This is a genomic window from Paracoccus ravus (assembly GCF_004522175.1).
Taxonomy (GTDB): Bacteria; Pseudomonadota; Alphaproteobacteria; order Rhodobacterales; family Rhodobacteraceae; genus Paracoccus; species Paracoccus ravus.
The window spans coordinates 117420-143468 of record NZ_SDEB01000005.1 but is presented as its reverse complement, the minus strand read 5'-3'; the positions used below and the strand labels follow the sequence as shown (position 1 = coordinate 143468).

30 protein-coding genes and 1 riboswitch are annotated in these 26049 nt (G+C 65.3%); of the genes, 19 read left to right on the top strand and 11 right to left on the bottom strand.

Going from position 1 to position 26049, the window contains the following annotated elements; translation table 11 throughout:
- The first annotated feature begins 149 nt into the window (after positions 1–149).
- Positions 150–1247 carry a THUMP domain-containing class I SAM-dependent RNA methyltransferase gene (locus ESZ60_RS06260; protein WP_167620079.1) on the top strand — a complete coding sequence of 366 codons (1098 nt, stop codon included), beginning with the start codon at positions 150–152 and terminating at the stop codon, positions 1245–1247.
- Here ESZ60_RS06260 and ESZ60_RS06255 read toward each other — a convergent pair.
- On the bottom strand, positions 1244–1774 hold the full coding sequence (locus ESZ60_RS06255; protein ID WP_134679646.1) for a L,D-transpeptidase family protein: 531 nt from the start codon (positions 1772–1774) through the stop codon (positions 1244–1246). The genes ESZ60_RS06260 and ESZ60_RS06255 overlap by 4 nt on opposite strands.
- Positions 1774–2835: a GTP cyclohydrolase II gene (gene ribA / locus ESZ60_RS06250; RefSeq protein WP_134679560.1), complete on the bottom strand. Its 1062-nt coding sequence runs from the start codon at positions 2833–2835 to the stop codon at positions 1774–1776. The genes ESZ60_RS06255 and ribA overlap by 1 nt, the downstream gene beginning before the upstream one ends.
- 133 nt (positions 2836–2968) lie before the next feature.
- On the opposite strand from ribA, the gene ESZ60_RS06245 reads away from it, so the two are divergent.
- From ESZ60_RS06245 to ESZ60_RS06225, 5 genes are all read left to right on the top strand, one after another.
- On the top strand, positions 2969–3655 hold the full coding sequence (locus tag ESZ60_RS06245; protein WP_134679559.1) for a response regulator transcription factor: 687 nt from the start codon (positions 2969–2971) through the stop codon (positions 3653–3655).
- Between the two features lie 254 nt (positions 3656–3909).
- Positions 3910–4695, top strand: a complete 786-nt coding sequence (locus ESZ60_RS06240; protein WP_134679558.1) for an exodeoxyribonuclease III — start codon at positions 3910–3912, stop codon at positions 4693–4695.
- A gap of 81 nt (positions 4696–4776) precedes the next feature.
- Positions 4777–5688 (top strand): thioredoxin, encoded by a 912-nt coding sequence (trxA, locus tag ESZ60_RS06235; protein ID WP_134679645.1) that lies wholly within the window; start codon positions 4777–4779, stop codon positions 5686–5688.
- A gap of 1 nt (position 5689) precedes the next feature.
- Positions 5690–6328 carry an LON peptidase substrate-binding domain-containing protein gene (locus tag ESZ60_RS06230; protein ID WP_134679557.1) on the top strand — a complete coding sequence of 213 codons (639 nt, stop codon included), beginning with the start codon at positions 5690–5692 and terminating at the stop codon, positions 6326–6328.
- On the top strand, positions 6325–6534 hold the full coding sequence (locus ESZ60_RS06225) for a Trm112 family protein (protein ID WP_134679556.1): 210 nt from the start codon (positions 6325–6327) through the stop codon (positions 6532–6534). The genes ESZ60_RS06230 and ESZ60_RS06225 overlap by 4 nt, the downstream gene beginning before the upstream one ends.
- Before the next feature lie 18 nt (positions 6535–6552).
- Here the strand turns inward: ESZ60_RS06225 and argC are convergent, their stop codons facing one another.
- From argC to ESZ60_RS06195, 6 genes are all read right to left on the bottom strand, one after another.
- Positions 6553–7464 carry an N-acetyl-gamma-glutamyl-phosphate reductase gene (gene argC, locus ESZ60_RS06220; RefSeq protein WP_342365227.1) on the bottom strand — a complete coding sequence of 304 codons (912 nt, stop codon included), beginning with the start codon at positions 7462–7464 and terminating at the stop codon, positions 6553–6555.
- A 112-nt stretch (positions 7465–7576) separates the two neighbouring features.
- Positions 7577–7930, bottom strand: a complete 354-nt coding sequence (locus ESZ60_RS06215; RefSeq protein WP_134679555.1) for a DUF779 domain-containing protein — start codon at positions 7928–7930, stop codon at positions 7577–7579.
- Positions 7927–8961 carry an alcohol dehydrogenase AdhP gene (adhP, locus tag ESZ60_RS06210; protein ID WP_134679554.1) on the bottom strand — a complete coding sequence of 345 codons (1035 nt, stop codon included), beginning with the start codon at positions 8959–8961 and terminating at the stop codon, positions 7927–7929. Before adhP ends, ESZ60_RS06215 begins: the two co-directional genes overlap by 4 nt.
- Before the next feature lie 81 nt (positions 8962–9042).
- Positions 9043–10569, bottom strand: a complete 1527-nt coding sequence (gene adh / locus ESZ60_RS06205; protein ID WP_134679553.1) for an aldehyde dehydrogenase — start codon at positions 10567–10569, stop codon at positions 9043–9045.
- Positions 10570–10674: 105 nt separating this feature from the next.
- Positions 10675–11613 carry a GAF domain-containing protein gene (locus ESZ60_RS06200; protein WP_134679643.1) on the bottom strand — a complete coding sequence of 313 codons (939 nt, stop codon included), beginning with the start codon at positions 11611–11613 and terminating at the stop codon, positions 10675–10677.
- A 137-nt stretch (positions 11614–11750) separates the two neighbouring features.
- Positions 11751–12809: a quinoprotein relay system zinc metallohydrolase 2 gene (locus ESZ60_RS06195; protein ID WP_134679552.1), complete on the bottom strand. Its 1059-nt coding sequence runs from the start codon at positions 12807–12809 to the stop codon at positions 11751–11753.
- A 191-nt stretch (positions 12810–13000) separates the two neighbouring features.
- On the opposite strand from ESZ60_RS06195, the gene pqqA reads away from it, so the two are divergent.
- The 6 genes from pqqA (at position 13001) to ESZ60_RS06165 (ending at position 17037) form a co-directional block, all read left to right on the top strand.
- On the top strand, positions 13001–13093 hold the full coding sequence (gene pqqA, locus ESZ60_RS06190) for a pyrroloquinoline quinone precursor peptide PqqA (RefSeq protein ID WP_134679551.1): 93 nt from the start codon (positions 13001–13003) through the stop codon (positions 13091–13093).
- 63 nt (positions 13094–13156) lie between these two features.
- The gene (gene pqqB / locus ESZ60_RS06185) at positions 13157–14047 is read left to right on the top strand and encodes a pyrroloquinoline quinone biosynthesis protein PqqB (protein WP_134679642.1); all 891 of its coding nucleotides are present in this window, start codon (positions 13157–13159) and stop codon (positions 14045–14047) included.
- Positions 14044–14823, top strand: a complete 780-nt coding sequence (gene pqqC, locus ESZ60_RS06180) for a pyrroloquinoline-quinone synthase PqqC (protein WP_134679550.1) — start codon at positions 14044–14046, stop codon at positions 14821–14823. The genes pqqB and pqqC overlap by 4 nt, the downstream gene beginning before the upstream one ends.
- Complete coding sequence (gene pqqD / locus ESZ60_RS06175; RefSeq protein ID WP_134679549.1) at positions 14820–15122, top strand: pyrroloquinoline quinone biosynthesis peptide chaperone PqqD; 303 nt, start codon at positions 14820–14822, stop codon at positions 15120–15122. The genes pqqC and pqqD overlap by 4 nt, the downstream gene beginning before the upstream one ends.
- Positions 15123–15127: 5 nt before the next feature.
- Positions 15128–16264: a pyrroloquinoline quinone biosynthesis protein PqqE gene (pqqE, locus tag ESZ60_RS06170; protein ID WP_134679548.1), complete on the top strand. Its 1137-nt coding sequence runs from the start codon at positions 15128–15130 to the stop codon at positions 16262–16264.
- Entirely contained in the window at positions 16261–17037 is a 777-nt protein-coding gene (locus ESZ60_RS06165; RefSeq protein ID WP_245155594.1) for a quinoprotein dehydrogenase-associated SoxYZ-like carrier, read from the top strand. Before pqqE ends, ESZ60_RS06165 begins: the two co-directional genes overlap by 4 nt.
- On the opposite strand, the gene ESZ60_RS06160 is transcribed toward ESZ60_RS06165, so the two are convergent.
- From ESZ60_RS06160 to ESZ60_RS06150, 3 genes are all read right to left on the bottom strand, one after another.
- Positions 17025–17615, bottom strand: coding sequence for an ATP-binding cassette domain-containing protein (locus tag ESZ60_RS06160; protein ID WP_134679547.1), 591 nt, complete (start codon positions 17613–17615; stop codon positions 17025–17027). The genes ESZ60_RS06165 and ESZ60_RS06160 overlap by 13 nt on opposite strands.
- A complete protein-coding gene (locus tag ESZ60_RS06155) occupies positions 17605–18318 on the bottom strand; it encodes an ABC transporter permease (protein ID WP_134679641.1) in 714 nt (237 codons plus the stop codon). The genes ESZ60_RS06160 and ESZ60_RS06155 overlap by 11 nt, the downstream gene beginning before the upstream one ends.
- A gap of 62 nt (positions 18319–18380) precedes the next feature.
- Positions 18381–19364 (bottom strand): ABC transporter substrate-binding protein, encoded by a 984-nt coding sequence (locus ESZ60_RS06150; RefSeq protein ID WP_134679639.1) that lies wholly within the window; start codon positions 19362–19364, stop codon positions 18381–18383.
- Between the two features lie 188 nt (positions 19365–19552).
- On the opposite strand from ESZ60_RS06150, the gene ESZ60_RS06145 reads away from it, so the two are divergent.
- From ESZ60_RS06145 to gcvT, 7 genes are all read left to right on the top strand, one after another.
- Positions 19553–20263, top strand: a complete 711-nt coding sequence (locus tag ESZ60_RS06145) for a response regulator transcription factor (protein WP_134679546.1) — start codon at positions 19553–19555, stop codon at positions 20261–20263.
- Positions 20264–20271: 8 nt separating this feature from the next.
- Entirely contained in the window at positions 20272–21441 is a 1170-nt protein-coding gene (locus ESZ60_RS06140) for an FIST N-terminal domain-containing protein (protein ID WP_245155593.1), read from the top strand.
- 3 nt (positions 21442–21444) lie between these two features.
- The gene (locus ESZ60_RS06135) at positions 21445–22770 is read left to right on the top strand and encodes an ATP-binding response regulator (protein ID WP_134679544.1); all 1326 of its coding nucleotides are present in this window, start codon (positions 21445–21447) and stop codon (positions 22768–22770) included.
- A gap of 86 nt (positions 22771–22856) precedes the next feature.
- Positions 22857–23474, top strand: a complete 618-nt coding sequence (locus tag ESZ60_RS06130) for a hypothetical protein (protein ID WP_134679543.1) — start codon at positions 22857–22859, stop codon at positions 23472–23474.
- Entirely contained in the window at positions 23474–23812 is a 339-nt protein-coding gene (locus ESZ60_RS06125; RefSeq protein WP_425331308.1) for a hypothetical protein, read from the top strand. The genes ESZ60_RS06130 and ESZ60_RS06125 overlap by 1 nt, the downstream gene beginning before the upstream one ends.
- Before the next feature lie 61 nt (positions 23813–23873).
- Entirely contained in the window at positions 23874–24656 is a 783-nt protein-coding gene (locus tag ESZ60_RS06120; protein WP_134679541.1) for an SDR family oxidoreductase, read from the top strand.
- Positions 24657–24714: 58 nt separating this feature from the next.
- A riboswitch (glycine riboswitch) is annotated at positions 24715–24804 on the top strand.
- A 129-nt stretch (positions 24805–24933) separates the two neighbouring features.
- Complete coding sequence (gcvT, locus tag ESZ60_RS06115; protein WP_134679540.1) at positions 24934–26046, top strand: glycine cleavage system aminomethyltransferase GcvT; 1113 nt, start codon at positions 24934–24936, stop codon at positions 26044–26046.
- The last annotated feature ends 3 nt before the right edge of the window (positions 26047–26049 follow it).

The following is a 26049-nucleotide window of genomic DNA, read 5'->3' as shown; positions in this document are numbered from 1 at the left end:
AATTGCCATCCCGATGCATTTCAAGCATGATACGGGACCCTTTCAGCCAAGATGACATGACGCCCAAATCCAGACCGCCCCGTCGGCTGGCGCCCGCAGCGCCTGACCAAAAGCCCGAAGCCGCGCCTCTGGCCGCCGATCCGTCGCGGATGGAGATATTCCTCGTCGCGACGCCGGGGTTGGAGCAGCCTTTGCTGGATGAGGCCCGCGCCCTGGGCTTCGACGCCCAGATCACGCCGGGCGGGGTGACCTTTGCCGGCGGCTGGCCCGAGGTCTGGCGCGCCAACCTGATGATCCGGGGCGCGACCCGGGTGCTGGTGCGGATCGGCAGCTTCCGCGCGATGCATCCAGCGCAGCTCGACAAGCGCGCGCGCCGCTTTCCCTGGGCCGATTTCCTGCGTGCAGATGTGCCGGTCCGAGTCGAGGCCACCAGCCGCAAGTCCCGCATCTATCATGCCGGTGCGATCACCCAGCGCATCGAGGCCGCCTTGCGCGAAAGCCTTGGCGCGACCATCGCCGATGACGCCCCGGTCACGATCAAGATCCGGATCGAGGACGATCTCTGCACCATCAGCCTCGACAGTTCGGGCGAGTCGCTGCACAAGCGCGGGCATAAGCAGGCCGTGGGCAAGGCCCCCATGCGCGAGACCATGGCCGCCATGTTCCTGCGCCAATGCGGCTTTGACGGGCGCGAGCCGGTGCTGGACCCGATGTGCGGATCGGGGACTTTCGTCATCGAGGCGGCCGAGATCGCGGCCGGGCTTGCTCCCGGCCGACTGCGCGGTTTCGCCTTTGAACATTTCGCAGGCTTCGATGCTGCGGCATGGGAAAAGCTGCGCGCGGCAAAGGCCGCCGGGACGACCCTCGATGCAGTGCGTTTTTTCGGCAGTGACCGCGATCCCGGCGCGATCCGCATGAGCGGCGAGAACGCCGCGCGTGCAGGCGTCGCGACGTGGACCCGGTTTGACAATCTCGCGATCGGCGATCTGGAGCGCCCCGAGGGTCCCCCGGGACTGGTCATCATCAACCCGCCCTATGGTGCAAGGATCGGCAACAAGGGCCCGCTTTTCGGATTGCATGCCGCCATGGGCGAGATCCTGCGCGAGCGATTCAAAGGCTGGCGCGTGGCCATCGTCACCAGCGACGCGCAGCTTGCCCGGGCCACGGGACTGCCCTTTCGCGAGCCGGGGCCCTATGTCGCGCATGGCGGACTCAAGATCCGGCTTTTCCTGACTGGGCCGCTTTAATCCTTGCCGTGACGGCGCGAGACGACGCGCTGCGGCCAGCGGGGCAGGGCGGGAATCTCAAGGGTCTCGCCCGGCACCACCACCGAGGCCAGCCAGATCAGGTCGCGTCGCGCCATTGCGATGCAGCCGGCGGTCGGGCAGCCGGGGCGGCGCCATTGGTGCAGAAAGATCGCCGAGCCCTTGCCGGCCTCGGCATGGGGCCAGTTCCAGTCGGTCAGCAGCACGATATCGTAAAGCGGGTCGGGCCGACGCAGCGCCTCGTGGCTGGGCGCAAAGGGGGCGCGCACGAACTGGTTGTATTCGTCATTGCCCGAGGCGTCGCACCAAAGATCTCCGGGCAGGATCGGCTGTGCCCATCGCGCCGGCCGCGCGACGCGGTCGGGGCGGTAAAGTAACCCCACTATGCGATGCGTGCCCAAGGGCGTTGCCCCGTCGCCCTCGCGCTTGGCCGCGCTGAGGCCGCCGCGCCCGACCGAGCAGGGCAGCGTTCTGCCCCGGACCGCCAGCCCCATCCCCGTGAGCCGCATCACAGCAGATGCCCCGATTTTTCGGCCTTGACGTCGAGGTAGTCCGTATTGTGGCGATTGCGCGCCGTGATCAGCGGCACGCGTTCAGTCACGCCGATGCCATGGTTTTCGAGCATGGCGACCTTGCGCGGGTTGTTGGTCATCAGGCGGACATTGCCGAAGCCCATCTGGCGCAGGATGCCCGCGCCGATCCGGAAATCGCGCTCGTCATCCTCGAAGCCCAGCCGGTGATTGGCCTCGACGGTGTCGAACCCTTGGTTTTGCAGGGCATAGGCGCGCATCTTGTTCGCCAGCCCAATGCCGCGCCCCTCTTGATTGAGGTAAAGCAGCACGCCCTCGCCTGCCTGCCCCATGGCGGCCAGCGCGGCATGAAGCTGCGGCCCGCAGTCGCATTTCAGGCTGCCGAGGACGTCTCCGGTGAAACAGGCCGAATGCAGCCGCGCCAGGACGGGCGCATCGCGCGACGGCTGGCCGATCTCGACCGCGTAATGCTCGGCCGCCCCGTCATCGGGACGAAAGATATGCAGCTTGGCGTTTTCGGCCGCGAGCAAGGGCAGGCGCGCGGCGGCCACAGGAGCCATCGCCGCCTCGGTGGCAAGCTGCTCCAATGTCGGGCCGGGGGCGAGGCGGGTCAGGCCTTCCGGGGCATTCTCGACCGGGACGACCAGAGCCGCGGGCAGAAGCTGCGCGGATTTGACCAGCGCGATCGCCGCGCGCTCGACCGAGACATCGCCGCCGCGAAGGCTATGGCAGGGGCCCTTCATCGGCATCATCAGGTCGCCCGAAGGATCCGCCATGCCGCGCAACCAGCGCAGATCGGCATCCCCCGGCAGCGCGATCCGTGCCAGGTCATTGTCATAGACGCGGGCCTTGAGTGTTTCGGCGCGCCAACTCGTGATCGCCAGATGTGCCGGACCAAGGCGTCGCAACAGGTCCAGACGCGGGGCCGAAAGCGTCTCGACGGCGGCGACGAGCGCACTGCCGATCGCGACGGGAAGCCCCATTCGCAGGTCCGCGCGGGCGCGGGAAACGGTCTCGGTCAGGGTCGGGATCAGGGTCATCGGGACGGCCGCATTGAAACAAACTGAAACATAGGGACGATTTCCGACAACTCCATGTGAGAATTGCTGCAATGCGCTGGACGCCCGCCCCCGGTCCCCTCACGTTTCCGCCATAAAGCACATGGAGGCAAGAATGGCCGGACTGAAAAAGATCCTGCTGGTCGATGACGAAGAGGACCTGCGCGAGGCGCTGGCCGAGCAATTGGTCGCGACCGAAGATTTCGAGGTCTTCGAAGCAGGTTCGGGACATGAGGCGGTCGAACGCACCAAGGGGGCGATCTTCGATCTGGTTGTTCTGGATGTGGGCCTGCCCGATACGGATGGGCGCGAGCTTTGCAAGCGGCTGCGCAAGCAGGGCGTGAAATGCCCGGTCGTGATGCTGACGGGGCACGACACCGATGCCGATACGATCCTTGGTCTCGACAGCGGTGCGAATGACTATATCACCAAGCCGTTCAAGTTCCCGGTTCTGCTGGCACGGCTGCGTGCCCAGTTGCGCACGCATGAGCAATCCGAGGACGCGATCTTCCAGCTTGGGCCATATACGTTCAAGCCGGCGATGAAGATGCTGATCGACCAGAAGGATCGCAAGATCCGGTTGACCGAAAAGGAAACCAACATCCTCAAGTTCCTCTATCGCGCGCAGGACGGCGTGGTGGCGCGCGACGTGCTGCTGCACGAAGTCTGGGGCTATAATGCGGGGGTGACCACCCATACGCTGGAGACCCATATCTACCGCCTGCGTCAGAAGATCGAGCCCGATCCGTCGAGCGCCCGGCTGCTGGTGACGGAATCCGGCGGATACCGGCTGGTGGTGTGACAGGGACGGGAACCCCCGCGAGGCTGGCGGGTTTTTCCTGCGAAGCCCAGTGGTCCGGTGGATGCGGCCACATGCATGACCCGGTCCCATGTGGCCGGGTCTTTGCGTTGTAGCGGGAGCGGGCGGCAGGCCCGCCCCGGTCGGCCCATCGAGGGCCGACCGGGGCGCGGGGGCCTTGCCCCCGAAGCCTCGCGCCGGTGGACAAGCCGGGGCCATGGCCCTAGGGTCGCGCCTCACCACAAGGAGGCCCCGCCATGTTCACCCTCGCCACCTGGAACATCAACTCGGTTCGCCTGCGCGAGGCGCTGGTCTCGCGACTTCTGACCGAAGAGGCGCCCGACATCCTGTGTCTGCAAGAGATCAAGACCCCGATCGAGAAATTCCCGGTCGAGGCCTTCGCCGCGCTTGGGTATCGCTACCTCGTGGCCCGTGGCCAAAAGGGGTATAACGGCGTCGCCATTCTCTCGAAGCTGCCGCTCGAGGATGCCGGGGACCGCGACTATGCCGGGCTGGGTCATGCCCGGCACGTGGCCGCCAAGCTGGAAAACGGGGTCACGATCCATAATTTCTACGTTCCCGCAGGCGGCGATATTCCGGACCGCGAGCAGAATGTGAAGTTCGGCCAGAAGCTCGACTTCCTGACCGAGATGCGCGACGCGTTTCATGCCGACAATCCGGCGAAATCCATCATGGTGGGCGATCTGAACATCGCCCCCCGCGAGGACGATGTCTGGTCCCACAAGCAGCTTCTGAAGATCGTGAGCCATACCCCGATCGAGGTCGAGCATCTGGGCGCGGCGCAGGATGCGGGCAAGTGGGTGGACATTACACGGCAGGACATCCCACAGGGGCTGCTCTATTCTTGGTGGAGCTACCGCGCCCGGGATTGGGACGCGGCGGACAAGGGCCGCCGTCTGGATCATATCTGGGCCACGCCCGATATTTCGAATGCCGGGCACGCCAGCCGAATCCTGCGCCCGGTGCGCGGTTGGGACCAGCCCAGCGACCATGTTCCGGTGCTGGCCAGCTTCGATCTCTAATCCGCCCTTTCCGATCCGGCACGGACGCACCATATTGCGCGGTGACGCATAAAACCCGAACTCCTGGGGAAGACCATGGCCATGCTTTTTGACGGCGCCGCTCAGCCCGCGCCCAAGACCGAAGACTTCATCATCGACGTGACCGAGGCCAATTTCATGGCCGAAGTGGTCGAGAAATCCATGCAGGTCCCGGTCATCGTTGATTTCTGGGCGCCGTGGTGCGGCCCTTGCAAGACGCTCGGCCCGCAGATGGAGGCCGAAGTTGCCCGCCACAAAGGCCGCGTCGTCATGGCCAAGGTCAATGTCGACGAGAACCAGATGATCGCAGCACAGATGCGCGTGCAGTCGATCCCGACCGTCTATGCCTTCTTCCAGGGCCAGCCGGTCGACGGGTTCCAAGGGGCCGTCCCGCAAAGCCAGATCAAGCAATTCGTCGACAAGCTCGCGGCGATGGGTGGCGATGACGGCGGCCTTGCCGATGCGCTGGAAGCGGCCGAGGCCATGCTGGCCGAGGGTGCATTTGAGGATGCCGCCGAAACCTTTGCCGCGATTATCGGCGAAGAGCCGGAAAATGCCGTGGCTTGGGGCGGGTTGATCCGCTCCCGTCTGGCGATGGGCGATCTGGACGCGGCCGAGGCCGATCTGGCCAATGTTCCCGCCCCCGCCGCCAAGGCCGCCCCGGTCGAGGCCGCGCGTGCGCAGCTGCAACTGGCGCGTCAGGCGAGCTCGGCGGGGCCGCTCGACGATCTACGCCGTTCGGTCGAGGCCGATCCGGCCGATCAGCAGGCACGTTTCGATTACGCGACCGCGCTACATGCCGACGGCGAGGTCGAAGCCGCGATCGATCAGCTTCTGGAAAGCTTCCGCCGTGATCGCGAATGGAACGAGGGTGCAGCGAAAGCCCAGCTCATCACCATTTTCGATGCACTGAAGCCCACCGATCCCATCGCCCAAAAAGGTCGTCGTCGGCTGTCGTCGCTGATCTTCCTCTGAGATGGCAAAAAGCCCGGATCTGCCGGGAAGCATCCCGCTTTTCCCGCTGAGCGGGGCAGTTCTTCTGCCTCGCACCCGTCTGCCCTTGCAGATATTCGAGCCGCGCTACCTGCAAATGGTCGAGGATGCGCTGCGCACGCCCTCGCGGCTGATCGGGATGATCCAGCCTGCGCAGGTCGGCTCGCAGAGGCTGTCGCAGATTGGCTGCGCAGGGCGGATCGTCGCATTCTCGGAACTCGACGATAACCGCATGATGATCTCGCTCAAGGCACTCTCGCGCTTCAGATTGGGCCGGATCGAAGAGGGGTTCCGACCCTATCGCAGCGCCGAGGTCGATTGGGTGGGCTTCGATGCCGATCTGAACAAGCAGGCCGAATGTATCGAAGGCTTCGACCGACTTGCTCTTATGGCGCGGCTTCGCCGCTATGCCGAATTGCGCGGGATTTCATCGGATTGGAATGCCGCCGGGGTGGTGGATGAAGAGACGCTTGTGAACTCGCTTTCCATGCTCTTGCCCTTTACCCCCGAGGAAAAACAGGCCTTGCTGGAAAGCCCGACCCTTGCGGATCGTCGCGAATTGCTGGACGGGCTTCTGGAATTCGCCCTTCGGGGCGGAGATGACGAAGAGAGGATCCAATGACCGAGAAAAGCCCAGCACCAACCGCCGAACGCGGCTTTGATCGCCACATGCTCGAGGCACTGGTCTGCCCGGTGACCCATACGACCCTGCGCTATGACGCGCAGCGGCAGGAATTGATCTCGGAAGCCGCCGGGCTGGCCTTCCCGATCCATGATGGCATCCCGATCATGCTGATCGACGAGGCGCGCCAGATCAAAGCGGACTGACCAGCCTGGAAGCGGGGCTTAAAGCCCCGCGCCCTCATCCGCGCCCAGCATGATGTTGAGGTTCTGGACCGCCGCGCCCGAAGCACCTTTTCCAAGATTGTCCAAGACCGCGACCAGCACCGCGCAGCCATTCTCGGCATCGCCATGAACCGAGATCTCTAAACGGTTCGTGCCGTTCATCGCCGTCGGCACGATACGCGCAGGCGCATCCGTGACCGAGATGAACTGGCTGCCCGCATAATGCGCCGCCAAGGCCTCGCGCAGGTTTGCAAGGTTGCGTGTCGCATTCAGATGCAGCGGGATCTGCACCGCCATGCCCTGCGCGAAATTCCCGACCGAGGGGGCAAAGATCGGGCGTGCGGTCAGGCCCACATACTTCATGATCTCGGGCAGATGCTTGTGCTTTTGGGCAAGCGCATAGACGAAATGGGCCGGAGCCTCGCCGCGCTCATATTCGGCGATCATCTCTTTGCCGCCGCCGGTATAGCCCGAAACGGCGTTGATCGACAAAGCCTCGTCCGGGGTGACCAGCCCGGCCTTGACCAGCGGCGCCAGCAGCGAAATCGCGCCGGTCGAATAGCAGCCGGGGTTACTCACGAGCTTTGCCCCGGCAATCGCGGAGCGGGCATCCGGGGTCAGTTCGGCAAAGCCAAAAACCCAGTCCGGATCGACGCGATGCGCGGTCGAGGCGTCGATGAACCGCACCGGCAGGTCAGCGGCCAGCGCGACGGCTTCTTTGGCGGCAGCATCGGGCAGGCACAGGATTGCCACATCGGCGCTGGCAAAGGCCTCGCGGCGGGCATCGGCATCCTTGCGGCGGGCAGGATCGATCTGGATCAGTTCGATCTCGTCGCGCCCGATCAACCGGTCGCGGATTTGCAACCCGGTCGTGCCAGCTTCACCGTCGATGAAAACCTTGTGCGCCATCATGGCCTCCTGTCTGCGGGGGCCCTTTTAGCGCAGGCGCGCCAATCGCGTAAACATCGAATGATGATGCGCGGGCGCGCCAGGAAAGGGGAGGCTTCGCGCCCGCGCCCTCGGGTCAGATCTCGCAGAGATCTGACCTGACCAGGAACCGCTTCTCGCGGCCATTGTCGAGGCTGAACATGCCGCCCCGCCCGGGAACGGCGTCGATGGTCAGGCGGGTATGTTTCCAGGCCTCGTATTGGCTGGCCGAGATGTAGAAGGGCATGCCTCCGATCTCGCCCAGCTTCACGTCGCGCGCGCCGAGCCGGAATTCGCCCTGCGGATAGCACATCGGCGACGAGCCGTCGCAGCAGCCGCCCGACTGGTGAAACAGGACCGGGCCGTGATCTGCGACGATCGCCGCCAGCAGCTCCAGCGCGGCGGAGGTGGCCTCGACTTGGTCCAGTGCCGGGGCCGGGTCTATCGTCATGCCGTCAGATCAAGGACCATGCGGCCCTCGATCTGGTCCTTGCGCATGCGGTCGAAGATCCCGTTGATCTCCTCGAGCTTGGCGCTGTGCACGGTGGCCTTCACCTTGCCTTGCGCGGCGAAATCCAGCGATTCCTGCAGATCGAGCCGCGTTCCGACGATCGAGCCGCGCACCGTGATCCCGTCCAGAACCATGCCGAAGATATCGAGCGGAAAGGTCCCCGGAGGCAGCCCGTTCAGCGAGATCGTCCCCCCGCGCGCGGCCATGCCGATGGCCTGCTCGAAGGCCTTGGGGCTGACGGCGGTGACCAAGACGCCCTGCGCGCCGCCACCCGTCTCGCGCTTGATTGTCGCGGCGGGGTCGTTGTCGGTCGCGGCGTTCACGGTCACCGTCGCGCCCAGCTTTCGGGCAAAGGCCAGCTTGTCGTCGTGAATATCCACGGCGGCGACATTCAGCCCCATTGCCTTGGCATATTGCACGGCCATATGACCCAGTCCGCCGACGCCCGAGATCGCCACCCAGTCGCCGGGTTTGGTATCGGTGACCTTCAGCCCCTTGTACACGGTGACGCCCGCGCAAAGCACCGGGGCGATTTCCAGAAAGTCGATCTCTTTGGGCAGATGGCCGACATAGTTCGGATCAGCCACGACGAATTCGGCAAAGCCTCCATTCACCGAATAGCCGGTATTCTGCTGCTCGGTGCAAAGCGTCTCCCAGCCGCCGAGGCAATGGCGACAATGGCCGCAGGCGGTGTAGAGCCAGGGCACGCCGACGCGGTCGCCCTCCTTGACATGCTTCACCCCGGCGCCGACGCCCGAGACGAAGCCCACGCCCTCATGCCCCGGGATGAAGGGCGGGTTCGGCTTCACCGGCCAGTCGCCCGAGGCGGCATGAAGATCGGTATGGCACACGCCCGAGGCCTGGATCGCGACCTGAATCATGCCCGGCCCCGGTTCGGGGATCGGCACTTCGTCAATTGTCAGGGGCTTGCCGAATTCGCGGACGACCGCGGCTTTCATCGTCTTCGCCATCAAGGAACCTCGTGGTTGTCGATTCAGAAAGGGAATTCGCGTGGAAGGGGGCGCGCGACGCGGCGCGCCCCGGTCTTGGGCTTAGAAGAAGCCCAGCTTTTTGGGCGAGTAGCTGACCAGCATGTTTTTGGTCTGCTGGTAGTGATCGAGCATCATCTTATGGGTTTCGCGCCCGATGCCCGATTGCTTGTAGCCGCCAAAGGCCGCATGGGCCGGATAGGCATGGTAGCAGTTCGTCCAGACCCGGCCCGCCTTGATGCCGCGGCCCATGCGGAAGCAGGTATTCGCATCGCGCGACCACACGCCCGCGCCGAGGCCGTAAAGCGTGTCATTGGCGATCTCGAGCGCCTCGGCCTCGGTCTTGAAGGTGGTGACCGAAACGACCGGGCCAAAGATTTCCTCTTGGAAGATCCGCATCTTGTTGGTGCCGCGGAAGATCGTCGGCTCGATATAGAAGCCCGAGGACAGCTCTCCGCCCAGATCGGCCGCCTTGCCGCCGGTCAGAACTTCGGCACCTTCCTTCTTGCCGATATCGAGATAGCTGAGGATCTTTTCCTTTTGCTCGCTCGAAGCCTGCGCGCCGATCATGGTCGACAGATCGCGCGGGTCGCCCTGCTTGATCGCCTTGGTGCGGGCCACGGCGCGTTCCATGAAGCGGTCATAGATCGATTCTTGGATCAGCACGCGCGACGGGCAGGTGCAGACCTCGCCTTGGTTCAGCGCGAACATCGCGAAGCCTTCCAGCGCCTTGTCGAAGAAATCATCGTCCTCGCGGGCGACGTCTTCGAAGAAGATGTTGGGGGATTTGCCGCCCAGCTCCAGCGTCACCGGGATCAGGTTTTCCGACGCATATTGCATGATCAGCCGACCGGTGGTGGTTTCCCCGGTAAAGGCGATCTTCGAGATGCGCGGGCTGGATGCCAGCGGTTTGCCGGCTTCCAGACCGAAGCCGTTGACGATGTTCAAGACGCCCGGGGGCAGCAGATCGCCGATCAGGCTGGCCCAGACCATGATGGTGGCCGGGGTCTGCTCGGCGGGTTTCAGCACCACGCAGTTCCCGGCAGCGAGCGCCGGGGCCAGTTTCCAGCAGGCCATCAGCAGCGGGAAGTTCCACGGGATGATCTGGCCGACGACGCCCAGTGGCTCATGGAAGTGATAGGCGATGGTGGTCTCGTCGATCTGCGAGATCGAGCCTTCCTGCGCGCGCAGGACACCGGCGAAATAGCGGAAATGGTCGATGGCCAGCGGCACGTCGGCGGCCATCGTCTCGCGGATCGGCTTGCCATTGTCCCAAGTCTCGGCGGTGGCGAGCAGTTCGAGATTGGCCTCCATCCGGTCGGCGATTTTCAGCAGGATGTTCGAACGCTCGGCAGCGGGGGTCTGACCCCAGCGATCCTTGACGGCATGGGCGGCGTCCAGCGCGGCCTCGATATCCTCGGCGCTGGAACGGGCGATCTCGCCGATATCGGCCCCGGTGATGGGTGTCGTGTTGGTGAAATATTTCCCGGATTTCGGCGCGACCCAATCGCCGCCGATATAATTGTCGTAACGCTTCGCAAAGGGCATCACATTCACACCCTTGAAGTCATGCGTCTGGTCGTTTGGCATGGTTTCCTCCTGTCGGACCGGCTCCTCCAGCCGGTGCTGAGGAAAGCCTGTGACGGGCGTGCAGACAAATCAACGCGGGGCTTACGCCGCAGCGCGGAATGTGTTTCAGCCCCGAGACAGTCGCCCCGGATTTTCGGATATCCCCAAGCGGGACATGCGCCGATATAGCGTCGCGCGCCCGACACCCAGCGCGCGGGCGGCGGCCGAGACATTGCCCTCAGCGCGCGCCAAGGCCCGAATCAATGCCGCGCGCTCGGCCTTTTCGAAGCCAGTTGCCTCGTCCTCGCGGCCGAACAGGTCCGAGGCCGGGCGGGGCCGCAGCTTGCCCTCTTTCTCCAGCCCGAAGACGCGGCGGGCGGCGCGGTTCGCGCCAATCGCCAGATCGTCCTTATCCACGGCGATCAGCAGAAGCGCCTCGTCGGCACCGGGAGGATCGGCGGTGATGATGCGCGCGCCGGGGAATGAGGCACGGAAAAACGCCGCCTCGATCTGGCGGGCACTATGGGCGACCTGCGCCGCGATAAGTCCGTTCCAACGCTCGGTATCGGTGCGGGCCGAACTGACATCCAAGGCCGCGATCAGCCGCCCATCCGGCCCCCAGATCGGCGCATCCATGCAGGACAGCGCGGTATTGCGGGCATAGAAATGCTCGTCGCGATGGATGGTGACCTGCCGCCCCTCGGCGAGGCAGGTGCCGATGCCATTGGTGCCCTCGGCGGCCTCGGACCAATCCGCGCCGCTGCACAGGCCCCAGCCGCGAAACACCCCCTCATCGGCCTGCGCAACGCGCTGCTCCAGAACGATCCCGGCGGAATCGGTCAAAAGAACGCTGCATCCGGTCGGGCAGACAAGCTGGAACAGATGATCCAATTGCGGCCGGGCGACATTGATGAAACCATCCAGCAATTCGCGCCGCTGCGCTAGTTCGCGAGCGCTCAACTGGCGCACGCTTGGCGCGCCCGCCGGGTCCAGCCCGTGCTTCATCATCGAGCGCCGCCAGCTTGCGGCGAGCCGCGTCACGGCACCCGGAGATTGCGAGGCCATGGCCACGCGGTCCTCATGTCGGCGTACGGGCAAGGTCTCCTCCCTCTCCTGACGCGATCTCGCGATTATCGGCCTGAGCGCCGTTGGGGGCAAGAAGTCCTTTGCCGCGGGGAAAGCGCCAGTGATCCGGGCAGAGTCTATTCCCACTCCATCTGCGCAAAGGCCGTAGCGGCGTTGCGGGCGGTGGTTGCCTCGAAATCGGCCCATCCCTCGGACCAGGGCTTCATCATGGTGACGATGGCTCCGATGGCCTGGGACAGCGGCATGCCTGCCGTGACCGCACGCATCGTCGCGTCGCGCAGACTGCTCAGATAGGTAAGCTGCGGGGCAACCGCGTCGTCCCAGTCCTCCTGAATTGCCCCATGGCCGGGAACGATCAGGCTGGGTTGGGGATCGGGGGGACCGGCCGCGATCCAGTCGAGCCAGCCCGAAAGCGATCCGTCGAGCGAGGGCGTCAGCCCCTGCATGATCAGGTCACCGGCAAAGAAGACACCCGATTCCTCGTCATGGACGGTCAGATCATTATCCGTATGGGCGCGGGGCTGCGGATTAAGCTGCAAACGGGTCGAGCCAAGCGGGATGGTCGTCGGGCGCTCGATACTTTGATCGACCGGAGCAATTCGTGTTCCCAGAAAGACCTCCCGGCCGATCTGGTCGGGAATGGACATCATCCAGGCCTCGCCGCGCCGGGCCAGCGCCTCGGCCAGGCCCGCATTGCCCACGATGCTCGCTCCGGCCTCGGCAAAGACCTCGGCCCCCAGAACATGGTCGGGATGCATATGGGTCAGGATCAGATGGCTGACCGGCCGATCGGTGATTCGTCTTATCGCGGCATAGAGCGCCTCGCCTTCGGATCGCGTCGTGCCGGCGTCGATCACCGCCACCGTGTCCCCCACGATGAAAGCCAGATTGGCGATCTGCCCCCGGTTCTGGGGCGAAAGCTGGGCCACCGCGCCCTCGCGCAGATGAACACCGCTGGCGATCTCATGGGTGAGCAAGGCCGGAAGTTCGCCGGTTTCGACACAGCGTGCCTCGCCGCCGCGCAGATCGCCGTGGCGCGCCAACCAGTCGCGGGCGATCGGTTCGGCCCGGCTGCGGCACTCGTCCTCGGTTTGGGCATCGGCGGCAGGCAGCAGGCGCTCCGCGCAGATCGCCGGGTCGCTTACCAAGCATGTCGCAAGAACCAGATGGAACATCAAGCCTCCGTGATAACGCGCGGCGGGCGACCGTAACATGCCCGCAGCGCCTGCACCACAGCCCAGAATCGGGGGGATTTCACCCGTCCGGTTCGGGTCATCCTGCCTAAGACCTTTGGTCCAGTTGACGAAAACGCCTGCTGGCCTAGCATCATTCTGCCAGTCGACTGGCGCCAGAGGAGGAGGAACCCATGGCCTGGACCAAACCCGTGCTCAAGGAAGTTTCCTGCGGCATGGAAATCAACATGTATGCCCCGGCCGAAGACGAGCCGGTGCTGTTCTGAACCCAATTCAGACCTGAAATCGGCCGGTCCTGCCCGGCAGGGTCGGCCGTATCTGAATCCATGATGAGAATTGTAATTCTCGGCACCGCAGCCGGTGGGGGTCTGCCGCAATGGAATTGCGGCTGCCTGAATTGCGAGGCAGCGCGCGACGGGCGCATCCCCTCGATGAGCCAGAGTGGAATCGCGATTTCCGCGAATGGCAGCGATTGGGCCTTGATCAACGCCTCGCCGGATCTGCGTCAGCAGATTGCCTGCCGAAGCGAGCTACGCCCCCGCAATCTGCGCGATACGCCGATCCGGTCCGTGCTGGTAACCAACGGCGATATCGATCACGTCGCCGGCCTATTGACGCTGCGCGAATCCCAGAGCTTCGATCTTTTCGCGACATCCGCCATCCACCGCGTTCTGGCGGACAATCCCATGCTCGCCGCGCTTGACGGGCGTTGGGTCAGGCGCCGCGAGATCGAGCTGGATCAGGATTTCGAGCTTGCACCCGGACTTGTCGCCCGGCTCTTTGCGGTGCCGGGAAAGGTGGCGCTCTATCTGGAAGGCGCGCAGGTGGAAACCGGCCAGATGGGCGAGCAGACCGTGGGCGTCGAATTGTCGAGCGGCGGGCAAAGGGTCTTTTACATTCCCGGCTGCGCGCTTGTCCCCGATTGGCTCAAGCAGCGCGTCAGCGGCGCGGATGCCTTGCTGTTCGACGGCACGCTCTGGACCGATGACGAGATGATCCGGGCAGGATTGGGGGCCAAGACTGGCCGGCGCATGGGCCATGTTCCGGTCTCGGGCCCCGAGGGCAGCATGGCCGCTTTGGCCGATGTGACGCTGGGCCGGCGGATCTATGTCCATCTCAACAATTCGAACCCCCTCGTCGATCCGGCCAGCCCCGAGCGCGCCCTGGCGCAGGCGGCGGGCTGGCATGTCGGCCATGACGGAATGGAGATCGCACCATGAAACTTGCCGATCATGCCCCGCTTTCGCGCCTCGAATTTCACGAGCGGCTCAAGCGCATCGGGGCCGAGCGCTATCACGATCGCCACCCGTTCCACAAAAGGCTGCATGGCGGAGAATGCAGCCGCGACGAGGTCCGGGCCTGGGTCATCAACCGCTGGCAATACCAATCCCGCATCCCGATGAAGGACGCGGCCTTCATGTCCCGGATCGAGGATCCGCAGCTGCGGCGGATCTGGCGCTCGCGCATCGAGGATCACGATGGCGGCGTCAATGAGGGTGGGGGCATCCGGCGCTGGCTTGCGCTGGCAAAGGCCGTGGGGCTCGATCCCAATTACGTCGCCAGTGGCGCGGGGGTCATGCCCGCCACCCGCTTTGCGGTCGATGCCTATCTGCGCTTCGTGCGCGACATGCCGATGCTGGATGCGGTGGCCGCCAGCCTGACCGAGATGTTCGCCCCCAAGATCCATGCCGAAAGGATCGAGGGGTTGTTGAAGCATTATGACTTTGCCGATGAAACCAGCCTGTCCTATTTCCGCAAGCGCCTGAGCGAGGCGCCGAAGGATGTCGAATTCGGCCTGAACTACGTTCTCGACCATGCCGATACGCTGGAAAAGCAGGATGCCGCCGCGGCTGCGCTGAGCTTCAAGACGGATGTGCTATGGGCGCAGCTTGATGCGCTCTGGCATGGTTATGTCGAGGGTCGGATCCCTCCCGGCGCGTGGCGTCCGGGCGAAGGGCTTGCGCTTCAGGGCGTGGAAAGGGCCGAGGCGGTATGATCGAGCATCGGATCAGCAACGCCTCGGTGGCGCATCTGCCGCGCGGCGTGCGGCTGCATGACGACCGGGTCCGAGGCATTCGCGTGCTGCTGGCCCCGGAACGGGCGATCCAGCTTGACGCCGTTGGCGACGCCATCCTGTCGGAACTCGACGGGCGGCGCAGCATCGGCGATGTCATCTTGCTTCTCAGCCAGCGCTATGCCGCGCCCGTCGAACAGATCGAGGCGGATGTGCGGGATTTCCTGCAAGGACTGGTGGACCGGCGCATGGTTTTCCTGTCAGCCGATGGGGGCGCGTGAGGATCATGGATCAGGCAGCCGCGCGCCATGACATCTTGGGAAATCCGGTTCAGGCCGGCTTGCCCATGGCGATGCTGGCCGAGCTGACCCATCGTTGTCCGCTTTCCTGTCCCTATTGCTCGAACCCGGTCGAACTGACCCGGATCAGTGCCGAGCTTTCGACCGCCGAATGGGCCGATCTGTTCCGACAGGCCGCCGATATGGGGGTGCTGCATGTGCATCTTTCGGGGGGCGAGCCAGCCTCGCGGCGCGATCTGCGCGAGATCGCCGCCGCCGCGCGTGATGCGGGCTTGTATGTCAACCTGATCACCTCGGGGATCGGGCTGACCGAGGCCCGGCTGCGCGATCTCGACGGGCTGGTCGATCATGTCCAGCTTTCGCTGCAGGGCATCGACAGCGACATGGCCGATTGGATCAGCGGCTATGCGGGCAGCTTTTCGCGCAAGATGCAGGTGGCGGAGTGGGTCCGGGCGGTCGGTTTTCCGATCACGCTGAACGCGGTGGTGCATCGCCAGAACCTTGATCGCCTGCCCGAGATGATCGACCTGGCCGAGCGGCTTGAATGCCGCCGGATCGAGGTCGCGACCGTCCAGTTCCACGGCTGGGCCGATCTGAACCGAAGGCCGCTGATGCCGACCATGGCGCAGGCGCAACGCGCCCGCGAGGTGGTCAATGCGGCCCGCACCCGGCTGCGCGGGCGCATGGTGATCGACTATGTCCCGGCCGATCACCACGCCACCTATCCTAAAAGCTGCATGGGGGGCTGGGGCTCGACCGGGCTGAATGTCGCGCCGGACGGGACGGTCCTGCCCTGCCACGCCGCCCAGACCATTCCGGGGCTGGAATTCCAGACGATCCGCGAGGCGCCTCTGGCCGAGATCTGGCGCGATGGGCCTGCCTTCAACGCCTTTCGCGGCACGGGCTGGATGCGCGAGCCCTGTTCAAGTTGCGCCCGGCGCGAGGTCGATTTCGGCGGCTGCCGGTGTCAGGCCATGGCCGTCGCCCGCGACCCGCTGGCCACTGATCCGGTCTGCTCGCTTTCGCCCCACAACGCCCGGCTGCGCGCAATGGCCGAGGCGGATGCCGACAGCGATGACGTGGCGCTTGTCTATCGCCGCATGGAACGGGAGACGTCGCGATGAAACATTCCGCCGCTTTTCTGATTGCCTTGCTGATGCTGTCCCCCGTGGCGCGGGGTGCCGAGGTCGAGAACCCGCTTGAGCCCTCGCCGATATGGGATGACCTGCGTGCCAGCATCATCGGCACCGAGGACGAACCCGCGATCGACCCCTCGGTGATCCTGCTGGATGCGCCCAAGCGGGCCGATAATCCAGCCTTGGTTCCGGTCCGGATCACGCAGCCGCCCGGTGCCCCGGCGATCCGGTCTCTGACCCTCGTGGTGGATGGAAACCCGGCGCCGGTCGCCGCCGAATTCACCTTTGGCGAGGCGCTGATGCCGCTGGATTTCGAGGTCCGGGTTCGGGTCGATACCTATTCCGACCTGCGGGCCATCGCCACGCTTGCCGATGGGCGCAAGGTCATGGCGGGGCGCTATGTCAAGGCATCGGGCGGCTGCGCCGCGCCTGCGGGGAAAAGCATGGCCGATGTTCGGGCGACCATGGGCCAGATGCGCTTTCGCCTGGGCGAAGACGGCGACCGGCAGTTCGGCACGCTGATGATCCGCCATCCCAATTTCTCGGGGCTTCAGCGTGATCAGGTCACGCTGCTCACCATCCCGGCCGAGTTCATCCAGACGCTCGAGGTCCGGCAGGCCGGGCAGGAGTTGTTCACCATGACGGCCGGGATCTCGATCTCGGAGGACCCGGTCTTTCGCTTTGCCCATCAGCCGGGGCAGGGCGAGGTGACGGTTCACGCGGCGGATACCGAAGGGCGCGTCTGGGATCAGTCCTTCTGAAGCTGCGCGGGGCTTCCGGCCAGCTTCAGGCTGCGGGCGCGCAGCGCCCTGGCCTCGGCGGGATCATGGGTGACGATGACCAGCCCCGCGCCGCTGCGCGTCAGCAACGCATCGGTCAGAGCCACCATGCGCGCCGCCGTTTCGGCATCGAGCGACGCAAAGGGTTCATCCATCAGCAGGATATCGGGTGCGGCGGCAAAGGCCCGCGCCAAAGCCAGCCGCCTTTGCTGGCCCAGCGACATCTGACGCGGAAATTTTCCTTCATGTCCGGTAAGCCCGGTGCGCTCCATCCATTGGCGCGCCTCGGCCTCGGCGCAGCCGGTGGGGATGACGATATTCGCCAGAGCATTGCGCCAAGGCAGCAAGACGGGTTCCTGAAACACCGGGGCCAGCCTTTCATCCCCCTCGCGCGTGCCACGAAAATCGCGATCAAGCCCGGTGAGGATCCGCAGCAAGGTGGATTTCCCGATCCCCGAAGGACCAAGCAATGCGATCCGCTCTCCGCGTGAGGCCGAAAGTTTCATCGGACCCAGAATCCGCCGCTCGCCAAAGCGCTTTTCGACAAGATCAAGGCGCATCCTGCCTCCAGCGATTGGCGCGCCGCTCCCAGGGGCGCAGGATGCCGAGATCGATCGCGAGCATCACGCCCACAAAGGCCAGCGCCCAGGCCAGCACGCCCTCGACGTCGAAGCTGGAAAACAGCAGATGGATCTTGAAGCCCACACCGTTCGAGCGGCCGAGGAATTCGACCACCAGCACGATCTTCCAGATCAGCGAGATCCCGGCCCGCGCCGCACCGGCGATCTGCGGCGCGAGTTGCGGCAGCACGACATGTCGCAGCCGATTGAACGTGGTCATGTGAAAGGCGCGGGCCATCTCGTCCAGATCGGGGCGCAGGGCGCGTGCGCCCTCGCGGATCATGACCGCGACGACCGGGATCTTGTTCAGCGCGACGGCCAGGATCGCCGCCGTCTCGTTCAGGCCGATCCAGATATAGCACAGCACGATCACGACCAGCGCGGGGATGTTCAGCAAAATGATCAGGCCGGGATTGAGCCAGTCATCGACCCGCCGGCTGCGTCCCATCACCAGGCCGATCACCAGACCCACCGCCATGGCCAGCGCAAAGCTGGACGCCACGCGCATCAGGGTCATGCCCGAGTTGAACCACAGCTCGCCGCTGGCCGCGAGATCGCCAATCCGACCCAGCACCTCCCAGGGCGCGGGCAGGGTCTGCGGGCGCTCGGTCAGTTGCGAGGCCAGGCTCCACAAGGCCAGCATGGCGAGGATCGAGAGCAGTCCCGGCAGAACGGCCGAGCGCGGCGGACGGGGCTGGGGCAAGCTCAGCTCTCCGGCGACCAGAAAAGCCCCTGGGGCAGGGTTTCGATGCCACCGGTCAGCTCGGCCCCGCCAAGCGTGGCCATGGTCTTGAACATCTGCTCGGCCGAGGCAGTGGAAACCGACCCGCCCGAGGGGATGCCGGCGCGGAAGCCCGCCTTGAGCGCCTCGAATTCCGCGTCATCCGCCGCGTTCATCAAGGGCCGGATTTCCAGCCACGCGGCGTCGTCTTGGGCCAGCAGGTCCTTGGCCGCGCGCGAGGCCCGGGCGAGGCCCGAGGCAAGATCAGGGTTCTGCGCGATCCAGCTTTCGCGCAGCACATAGCCCAGAAGCGGCGTCGAGGGATCCAGACCCAGATCGCGCGCCGCATCGTCCACCGACATCACTTCGCGCATGCCGCGCGCCTGCATCTTGGCCTGGAAATGCCAGAAGTTGATCGCCGCATCGACCTCGCCCGTTTCGGCGGCATTCATGATCATGGGCGGCGCGCCAAAGACCTGCTCGGTGATCTCGGCCAGGTCCTGGCCCAGCTTTTCGCGCGACCATGCCCGCAGGATCAGCCAGCTTTTATCGACCGGGCCGCCGGCGATGCCGATCTTGCGCCCTTTCAGATCGGCCAGCGTCCTGACCGGACTGTCGCCGCGCACCATCAGCCCGCCCACGGCGGTGGAATAGGGCAGGAAGGTGAAATCCGTGCCCCGTGCCCGCTGCTGCGCGACCCAGAGCCAATCCGAGACGATCGTATCGACCTCGCCGCCCTGCATCGCCACTTGCGTCGCTGGATTGCCGGCAAGGATCATCGGCACCAGCGAGAACCCATTGGCCTTGTCGAAGCCCGCCCGGATGATGGTCTGGATTTCCCAGTTCACGGTACCGTTTTCCAAGGTGCCGATCCGGATGGTCGGCACCGTTGCGGCATGCGCCGCCCTGCCCAGACCTGATAGCGCCGCCGCGCCTCCGATCAGCGCGAATCGTCTGCTCAGATGCATCATCTGCTTTCTCACTCCCTTGCGGCAGCTTGCCACAGCCGGTTGGGCCGCGCCAATCCCGCCAAAGTCTTAGGAGATTTCACCCTGCGACGCCATCGGGCTTGCGCCAAGACCAATGCGGCCTAAGATGAGCGCATCTGAAGCCGGGCCGCAGTTCGGCAACCATTCGTTTCTTTGGGAGGAGAACGATGGCCTCAGCCATATCGCAAGGGCAAGACAGATCCGCGCCGATCAGACTTTCTGCCGATCGCGTGCGCGAGATCCTGATCGTCGACGACCACCCGCTGATGTGCGACGCGCTCGCGCTTACACTGAAGATCAGCTTCGGACTCCGGAATGTGCGCACGGCGCGCAGCCTGGCGGCGGCCATCGAACAGATCCGCAACCAGGGTGCGCCCGATGCGGTGATCCTGGACCTGAACCTGCCGGATGCCAGGGGGTCCGAAGGGCTGGTCATCCTGCGCCGCCAGCTCCCGGATGTGCCGATCACGATGATCTCGGCCGATCTGGAAAACGCGATGATCTCGGCTGCCATGGCGGCGGGGGCGCAGGGCTATATCTCGAAATCGCTGGGCCGCGAGGCGCTGGTCAGCAGCCTGCGCCGCATCTGGGAGGGCGAGCATGTCACTCCGGAAGGCTATCTGCCCGAGGAAGGCGCCGAAGGGGATGCCGCCCGCGCGGCCTTGGCCAAGCGCTTTTCCAGCCTGACACCCCAGCAGATGAAGATCCTTCGGCTGATCTGCCAGGGCAAGGCGAACAAAGAGATCAGCTACGAGCTTTCAATCGCCGAGGCCACCGTCAAGACCCATATCACGGCCATCATGTCCAAGATCAATGCGCGCCGCCGGACCCAGGCCGTATTGCTCGCCAATAGCGTGAGGCTGTTCGAGCCGGCATGAACGAAGTCATGACCGAGCATTGGCCGGGATCCGCCGCGCGTCCGGACGAGGCGGCCCGCTCTCTTGCGCCGGTCACCTTGTCGCTGCCCGCCGATGCGGGCGATCTTGCGGCCAGCATCCTTGACCGGATGCAGCCGCTTGCGCCCGCGCTGGTCCTGCTGTTCGGCGAACCGCGCGAAGGTCTGGTCTCGCTGGGCCGCAGGCTTTGCAGCGCGCTCGGCCGCGAATGTCGGGTGGTCGGCTGCTCATCGGCCGGAGAGATCGGCCCGTCCGGCTATTGCCGCGACAGCGTGGTGGCGATCGGCTTTCCGGGCGCGAGTTTCCGGGTCGCGACCTGCCTGCTTCGCGATCAGGCGCATGTTCCTGTCACCGATTGGATGGCGAGCTTGCGCCGGCTCGATGCCGGTTTTGGCCGCAGGCCAGGCCGCTCGCGTTTCGGCGTGTTGTTGGCTGATGCCCAGGCCCGGCAAGAGGATGTCCTGGTCGCCACGCTGGATGCGGCGATCCCGGATCTGCCGGTAATCGGGGGGTCGGCCGCGGGGGGGCTAGGCTTTCTTCCCACCTGCCAGATGGTCGATGGCGCGGCCCACCCCGGCGCTGCGGTCTTTTTGCTGGTGGAAACGGATCTGGCCGTGGCCGAGGTCTCTTTTGCGCATTTCAAGCCCAGCGACCGGCGCGCGGTCGTCACCGCCGCCGATCCTCAGAACCGCATCATCTGGGAATTGAATGCAGAGCCCGCGGCGCAGGAATATGCGCGTCTGGCCGGGCTGCGGCTTTCGGAACTGACGGCGGCTGATTTCGCGCGCCATCCGCTGCTGCAACGTACCGGGCGCAGGCACCATGTCCGGGCGATCCGCGCGATCACCCAGGATGGCGGCCTGCATCTGCTTTCGGGGATCGAGGCGGGCAATATCCTGACGCTTGGCCATGCGGTGGACATGACGCGCGGTTTTGCCGAGGCGATGGATGCGCTGCCCCGCCCGCCGCTGATCGTGTTGGGCTTTGACTGCATCCTGCGGCGGCTGGCGCTGCAGCGGGCGGGGATGGAAGAGCAGATGTCCCAGCTTCTGGCCCGCTACCATGTCGGCGGCTTCAACACCTATGGCGAGCAGCATAGCGGGATGCATGTCAACCAGACCTTTGTCGGCATGGCCTTGATGCCGCCGGAGAATGGCTGACCCATGTTCCTGCGCCAGGAGGACAGCCCCGAACGCAGCATTGAAAAGCTGACCCGCATCTCGGATGTGCTGGTGGCGCGGATCGAGCGGCTCGAGGAAAGCCGCGGCTCGGCCTGGTCGATGTTTCAGGCCGCCATGGCGCTCGAACAGGAAGTGCAGGCCCGCACCCGTGATCTGGAACGGGCCATGGCCGACCTGTCCGAGCGCAACCGCGAGCTTGCCGTGGCGCGGGCTTTGGCCGAAGAGGCGAACCGCTCGAAGACGCGTTTCCTGCGCGCGGCAAGCCATGACCTGTTGCAACCGCTATCGGCGGCCCGGCTTTTTCTTGCGGCGCTTCAGGACAGCGCGCTGGACGAGTTGCAATCCGAATTGGCGCAGCGCCTTGGCGGTGCGTTCGAATCCGTCGAAGAACTGATGCATGCGGTTCTCGACATCTCGCGGCTCGACAGCCAGCGGATCGAGTTTCAGAAAAAGCCGGTCCCGCTTGGCGACCTCTTCAGCCGCCTTGCCGTCGAATATGCGCCCATGGCCCAGGCCAAGGGGCTGGATCTGCGATTTGCCCCCACCTCGGCCGTTGTCGAAAGCGATCCCACCTTCCTGCGGCGCATCGCGCAGAACCTGGTCTCGAATGCGTTGAAATATACCGATCAGGGCGGCGTGCTGGTCGGCGTGCGCCGGCGTGGCGGGCGGGTCTGGCTGGAAATTCTCGATACCGGGATCGGCATTGCGGCCACCGACAGGGCGCGGATCTTTGACGAGTTCCACCGGATCGGCCGCGAGGGCGGCGCGCCCGGCATGGGGCTGGGCCTCTCCATCGTGCGCCGCGCCTGTTCCAAGCTTGGGCACCCGATCGCAATGGATAGCGAGCCGGGACGCGGCACGGTCTTTCGGGTCAGCTTGCCCGTGGTGACGCCAGGTGCCCCGAGACTTGGGGTCGCTCCGACCAAGGCGGGACCTTCGCTGCGGGGACGGGTCGCGCTGGTCGTGGAAAATGACATGGCCATGCGCCGCGCCTATGAGGTGATCCTGCAAGACCGCATGGGCATGGTCGCGCGGACGGCAGGCGGCATTGCCGAGGCTCTCGCCCAGATGGGAGAGGAGCCGCCCGACGTGATCATCGCGGATTACAATCTCGACAATGGACAGAACGGGTTGCAGGCCATCCGCGAGCTGCGCGCGGCTGTGGGGCAGGCGGTGCCCGCGCTGATCGTCTCGGCCCGGCAAGACCCCGAAATTGGCCGGGCCAGCCTGGCTTTGGGCGTTCCCGCGATGGAAAAACCGGTCCGTTCCGAGGATCTGGAAGCCATGCTGCAGCACATGCTGGCCTAAGACCAAAGCATCAGGGCCGGACACCCGGCCTTTCGCGGTTCGCGCCGCGGGGGCAGGCTCGGCATGAGGGAAGGAAAGTCGAAACCATGAAATATCTGCGCTATCTGGCTGTCATTGGCCTTGTCGCAACCTCTGCCGCCCATGCCGGAGAAGCAGGGGATCTTGTCTTTGCCGAGCGGGGGCCATGGGATCTGTCCGGCGGGGCATTGATCTGGACCCTGGAGCAGACCGGACCCGAGGTCGAAGGCTTCAAGCCTCTGGGCGAAGGCACGGTCACGCTCGATCAGGTGGTCGATGCCTCGGATGGAAAGCCGGTTCTGCAACTGGCCGAGGACACCGCCCGCATCAAGCGCAAGATCGGGCCTTTCCCGGTCTCGGGCGGCGATCCGACGGTGACCTTCTTTCTCGAGACGACCACGCGCGACATGGCCGCGCTGACCGGCGGCAGTCCCTTCTACATCCGCAACCGGCTCAAGGACGCGCTGTTCCGGGGGGGCGAGGTCCGGCACGAGAACGGCACGGCCGTGGCCGTGTTCAGGCCTTTTGCCGATGACAAGAACAAAGAGCGCATGTTCGGCTTCGAGACGCTGGAACTGCATTTCACCATTGCCGATCCCAAGGCCCCGATCCGTCGCATGGCCGCACGAACCGGACCTCTGGCCGGGGACAAGCCCGCCTATGTCAGCGAAATGGTGCTGCAATGATGCGTCGGGCAGGGGCGGCGCTCGCCCTCGCGCTTTGGGCCGGATCGGCCGGGGCGCAGGCGGTCAATGACTATCCGACCAATGCGCGGGCGGATTACGTTTTCGTCTGCATGGCGACCAATGGCCAGACCCGCGACATGCTTGAAAAATGCTCCTGCGCGATCGACCAGATCGCGACCATCCTGCCCTATGACGATTACGTTCAGGCCGAGACCGTGCTGCGCATGCGGCAGGTCGCGGGCGAGCGGACGGCGATGTTTAGGCAGGGCCAGCAGGTCAATGACATGGTCGCGACCTATCGCCGGGCCGAGGCCGAGGCCGAAATCCTTTGTTTCTGAACTGGACAAAGCGCGCGCCCCGCGTTTCCTTGGCCGCGAAACGACCATAGGGGGAATTCGCATGGATCTGGGGATCAGGGGCAAGCGCGGGCTGGTCTGCGCCGCATCGAAAGGCTTGGGCCGGGGCTGCGCCGAGGCGCTGGCCGAGGCCGGGGTGGATCTGGTCATCAACGCGCGGGGGGCCGAGGCGCTGAACCGCACCGCCGAGGAGATCGCCGCGAAATATGGGGTAAAGGTCACGCCCGTCGCCGCCGATATCACCACCGATGAGGGACGCGCCGCCGTCCTGGAAGCGCTTGGCGGGCAGGCCGATATTCTGGTCAACAATGCCGGTGGCCCGCCGCCCGGCATGTGGACCGATTGGAGCCGCGACGATTTTATCAAGGCCATCGACGCCAATATGCTGACCGCCGTCGCGCTGATGCAGGCCTTGGTTCCGGGGATGATGGAACGTGGCTGGGGCCGCGTCGTCAACATCACCTCGCAATCGGTGCGCTCGCCGATCTCGGTGCTGGGGCTGTCGAATACCGCGCGGGCGGGCCTGACCGGTTTCGTCGCCGGCATGTCGCGCCAGGTCGCGCCCTCGGGCGTGGTCATCAACAACCTGTTGCCGGGCATCCATGCCACCGATCGCGCCGACAGTCTGGATGCGGGTGTGGCCAAGGCCGAGGGCATCTCGGTCGAGGAAGCCCGCCACAGGCGCGAACAGACCATCCCGACCCATAGCTATGGCACGGCTCAGGATTTCGGCGCGACCTGCGCCTTCATGTGCAGCCAGCAGGCGCGCTTCATGGTCGGGCAGAACATCCTGCTTGACGGCGGCGCGCTGAATGTGACGATCTAAACCGATGACGGGCGGCAGGTTGGCTCTTGCCAGAATCCTGCCGCCCGGCTAGTGCGAAAGCTGGAAATCGGGAGACACTGGCGAAAGTCAGGGCCGAAGGAGCAACCGCCCCGGTAAACTCTCAGGCAAAGCGAACCGTTTTCCTGTGAAGACTCTGGAGAGTGGCGGCTTGTCCGTCCGCCGAAGGGATAACGATCTCAGGCGCCCCCCGCGGGGTAAAGACAGAGGGGGCATCGAAACGGACAGGATTGGTCTGTCCGCAAGATGAGGGATGCCCATGGCCGAGTTGCGCCGCACGAAGCTTTACGATCTCCACCTCTCGCGTGGAGGAAAGATGGTCCCCTTTGCCGGCTGGGAGATGCCGGTCCAATATCCGATGGGCGTGCTGGGAGAGCATCTGCACACCCGCACCAAGGCCGGGCTGTTCGATGTCAGCCATATGGGTCAGGTGATCCTGCGCGGGCCGGATGCGGCCCTTTCGCTGGAAATGCTGGTTCCCGCCGATATTGCTGGTCTGGCCGAGGGCCGTCAGCGCTACGGCCTGTTCACCAACGCCACCGGCGGCATCCTTGACGATCTGATGATCGCCAACAAGGGCGACCACCTATTCCTCGTCGTCAACGCCGCTTGCGTCGATCAGGACATCGCCCATCTGCGCCAGCTTGAGGCCAAGGGAATTTCGGTCGAACCGGTCGAGGGCCGCGCGCTGCTGGCGCTGCAGGGCCCCGAGGCCGAGGCCGTTCTGGCCCGCCTGATCCCCGGCGTCGCCGCGATGAAATTCATGGACGTGGCTGAGTTCGACTGGCAGGGCGCGGTGCTCTGGATCAGCCGCTCGGGCTATACCGGCGAAGACGGGTTCGAGATCTCGGTCCCCGAAGCGCAGGCCATGGCCCTCGCCGAGGCGCTGCTGGCCGATGAGGACGTGGCCCCGATCGGCCTTGGTGCCCGCGACAGCCTGCGGCTAGAGGCCGGCATGCCGCTTTACGGCCATGACATGGACACCGAGACCAGCCCCGGTGCTGCGGCGCTTGGCTGGTCGATCCCCAAGGCCCGCCGTCTGGGCGGCGTACGCGAGGGCGGCTTCCCCGGTGCCGACACGATCCTTGCGGAACTCGCTGCGGGTGCCACCAAGACCCGTCGCGGGCTGCGCCCCGAAGGCCGCGCCCCGATCCGCGAGGGCGTCGAGATTTTTGCGGCTGCCGAAGGCGGCGAAACCATTGGCAAGGTCTGCTCGGGCGGCTTCGGCCCCTCGGTCGGCGGGCCCGTCGCCATGGCGATCCTGCCCGCGGAACTGGCCGAGGGCGACACCGTTTTCGCAGAGCTGCGCGGCAAGCGCATGCCCGTCACCCTGACCGCGATCCCTTTCCACAAACCGAGCTACAAGCGCTGAGAG

What these genes read in the sequence shown, in the direction of transcription:
- ESZ60_RS06215 (WP_134679555.1), bottom strand. Translation starts at nt 7,930, where the DNA reads ATGACGATAGACCCGGCCCCGGCACTGGACCAAGTCGAGGCCACCTCC.
- ESZ60_RS06240 (WP_134679558.1), top strand. Translation starts at nt 3,910, where the DNA reads ATGTTCACCCTCGCCACCTGGAACATCAACTCGGTTCGCCTGCGCGAG.
- ESZ60_RS06195 (WP_134679552.1), bottom strand. Translation starts at nt 12,809, where the DNA reads ATGTTCCATCTGGTTCTTGCGACATGCTTGGTAAGCGACCCGGCGATC.
- ESZ60_RS06155 (WP_134679641.1), bottom strand. Translation starts at nt 18,318, where the DNA reads ATGCTGGCCTTGTGGAGCCTGGCCTCGCAACTGACCGAGCGCCCGCAG.
- argC (WP_342365227.1), bottom strand. Translation starts at nt 7,464, where the DNA reads ATGATGGCGCACAAGGTTTTCATCGACGGTGAAGCTGGCACGACCGGG.
- pqqD (WP_134679549.1), top strand. Translation starts at nt 14,820, where the DNA reads ATGATCGAGCATCGGATCAGCAACGCCTCGGTGGCGCATCTGCCGCGC.
- ESZ60_RS06125 (WP_425331308.1), top strand. Translation starts at nt 23,474, where the DNA reads ATGCGTCGGGCAGGGGCGGCGCTCGCCCTCGCGCTTTGGGCCGGATCG.
- ESZ60_RS06165 (WP_245155594.1), top strand. Translation starts at nt 16,261, where the DNA reads ATGAAACATTCCGCCGCTTTTCTGATTGCCTTGCTGATGCTGTCCCCC.
- ESZ60_RS06130 (WP_134679543.1), top strand. Translation starts at nt 22,857, where the DNA reads ATGAAATATCTGCGCTATCTGGCTGTCATTGGCCTTGTCGCAACCTCT.
- adhP (WP_134679554.1), bottom strand. Translation starts at nt 8,961, where the DNA reads ATGGCGAAGACGATGAAAGCCGCGGTCGTCCGCGAATTCGGCAAGCCC.
- adh (WP_134679553.1), bottom strand. Translation starts at nt 10,569, where the DNA reads ATGCCAAACGACCAGACGCATGACTTCAAGGGTGTGAATGTGATGCCC.
- ESZ60_RS06150 (WP_134679639.1), bottom strand. Translation starts at nt 19,364, where the DNA reads ATGCATCTGAGCAGACGATTCGCGCTGATCGGAGGCGCGGCGGCGCTA.
- ESZ60_RS06120 (WP_134679541.1), top strand. Translation starts at nt 23,874, where the DNA reads ATGGATCTGGGGATCAGGGGCAAGCGCGGGCTGGTCTGCGCCGCATCG.
- ESZ60_RS06245 (WP_134679559.1), top strand. Translation starts at nt 2,969, where the DNA reads ATGGCCGGACTGAAAAAGATCCTGCTGGTCGATGACGAAGAGGACCTG.
- ESZ60_RS06225 (WP_134679556.1), top strand. Translation starts at nt 6,325, where the DNA reads ATGACCGAGAAAAGCCCAGCACCAACCGCCGAACGCGGCTTTGATCGC.
- ESZ60_RS06160 (WP_134679547.1), bottom strand. Translation starts at nt 17,615, where the DNA reads ATGCGCCTTGATCTTGTCGAAAAGCGCTTTGGCGAGCGGCGGATTCTG.
- pqqC (WP_134679550.1), top strand. Translation starts at nt 14,044, where the DNA reads ATGAAACTTGCCGATCATGCCCCGCTTTCGCGCCTCGAATTTCACGAG.
- trxA (WP_134679645.1), top strand. Translation starts at nt 4,777, where the DNA reads ATGCTTTTTGACGGCGCCGCTCAGCCCGCGCCCAAGACCGAAGACTTC.
- ESZ60_RS06140 (WP_245155593.1), top strand. Translation starts at nt 20,272, where the DNA reads ATGACCGAGCATTGGCCGGGATCCGCCGCGCGTCCGGACGAGGCGGCC.
- gcvT (WP_134679540.1), top strand. Translation starts at nt 24,934, where the DNA reads ATGGCCGAGTTGCGCCGCACGAAGCTTTACGATCTCCACCTCTCGCGT.
- ESZ60_RS06255 (WP_134679646.1), bottom strand. Translation starts at nt 1,774, where the DNA reads ATGCGGCTCACGGGGATGGGGCTGGCGGTCCGGGGCAGAACGCTGCCC.
- ESZ60_RS06135 (WP_134679544.1), top strand. Translation starts at nt 21,445, where the DNA reads ATGTTCCTGCGCCAGGAGGACAGCCCCGAACGCAGCATTGAAAAGCTG.
- ESZ60_RS06200 (WP_134679643.1), bottom strand. Translation starts at nt 11,613, where the DNA reads ATGGCCTCGCAATCTCCGGGTGCCGTGACGCGGCTCGCCGCAAGCTGG.
- ESZ60_RS06260 (WP_167620079.1), top strand. Translation starts at nt 150, where the DNA reads ATGGAGATATTCCTCGTCGCGACGCCGGGGTTGGAGCAGCCTTTGCTG.
- ribA (WP_134679560.1), bottom strand. Translation starts at nt 2,835, where the DNA reads ATGACCCTGATCCCGACCCTGACCGAGACCGTTTCCCGCGCCCGCGCG.
- pqqE (WP_134679548.1), top strand. Translation starts at nt 15,128, where the DNA reads ATGGATCAGGCAGCCGCGCGCCATGACATCTTGGGAAATCCGGTTCAG.
- pqqA (WP_134679551.1), top strand. Translation starts at nt 13,001, where the DNA reads ATGGCCTGGACCAAACCCGTGCTCAAGGAAGTTTCCTGCGGCATGGAA.
- ESZ60_RS06230 (WP_134679557.1), top strand. Translation starts at nt 5,690, where the DNA reads ATGGCAAAAAGCCCGGATCTGCCGGGAAGCATCCCGCTTTTCCCGCTG.
- pqqB (WP_134679642.1), top strand. Translation starts at nt 13,157, where the DNA reads ATGAGAATTGTAATTCTCGGCACCGCAGCCGGTGGGGGTCTGCCGCAA.
- ESZ60_RS06145 (WP_134679546.1), top strand. Translation starts at nt 19,553, where the DNA reads ATGGCCTCAGCCATATCGCAAGGGCAAGACAGATCCGCGCCGATCAGA.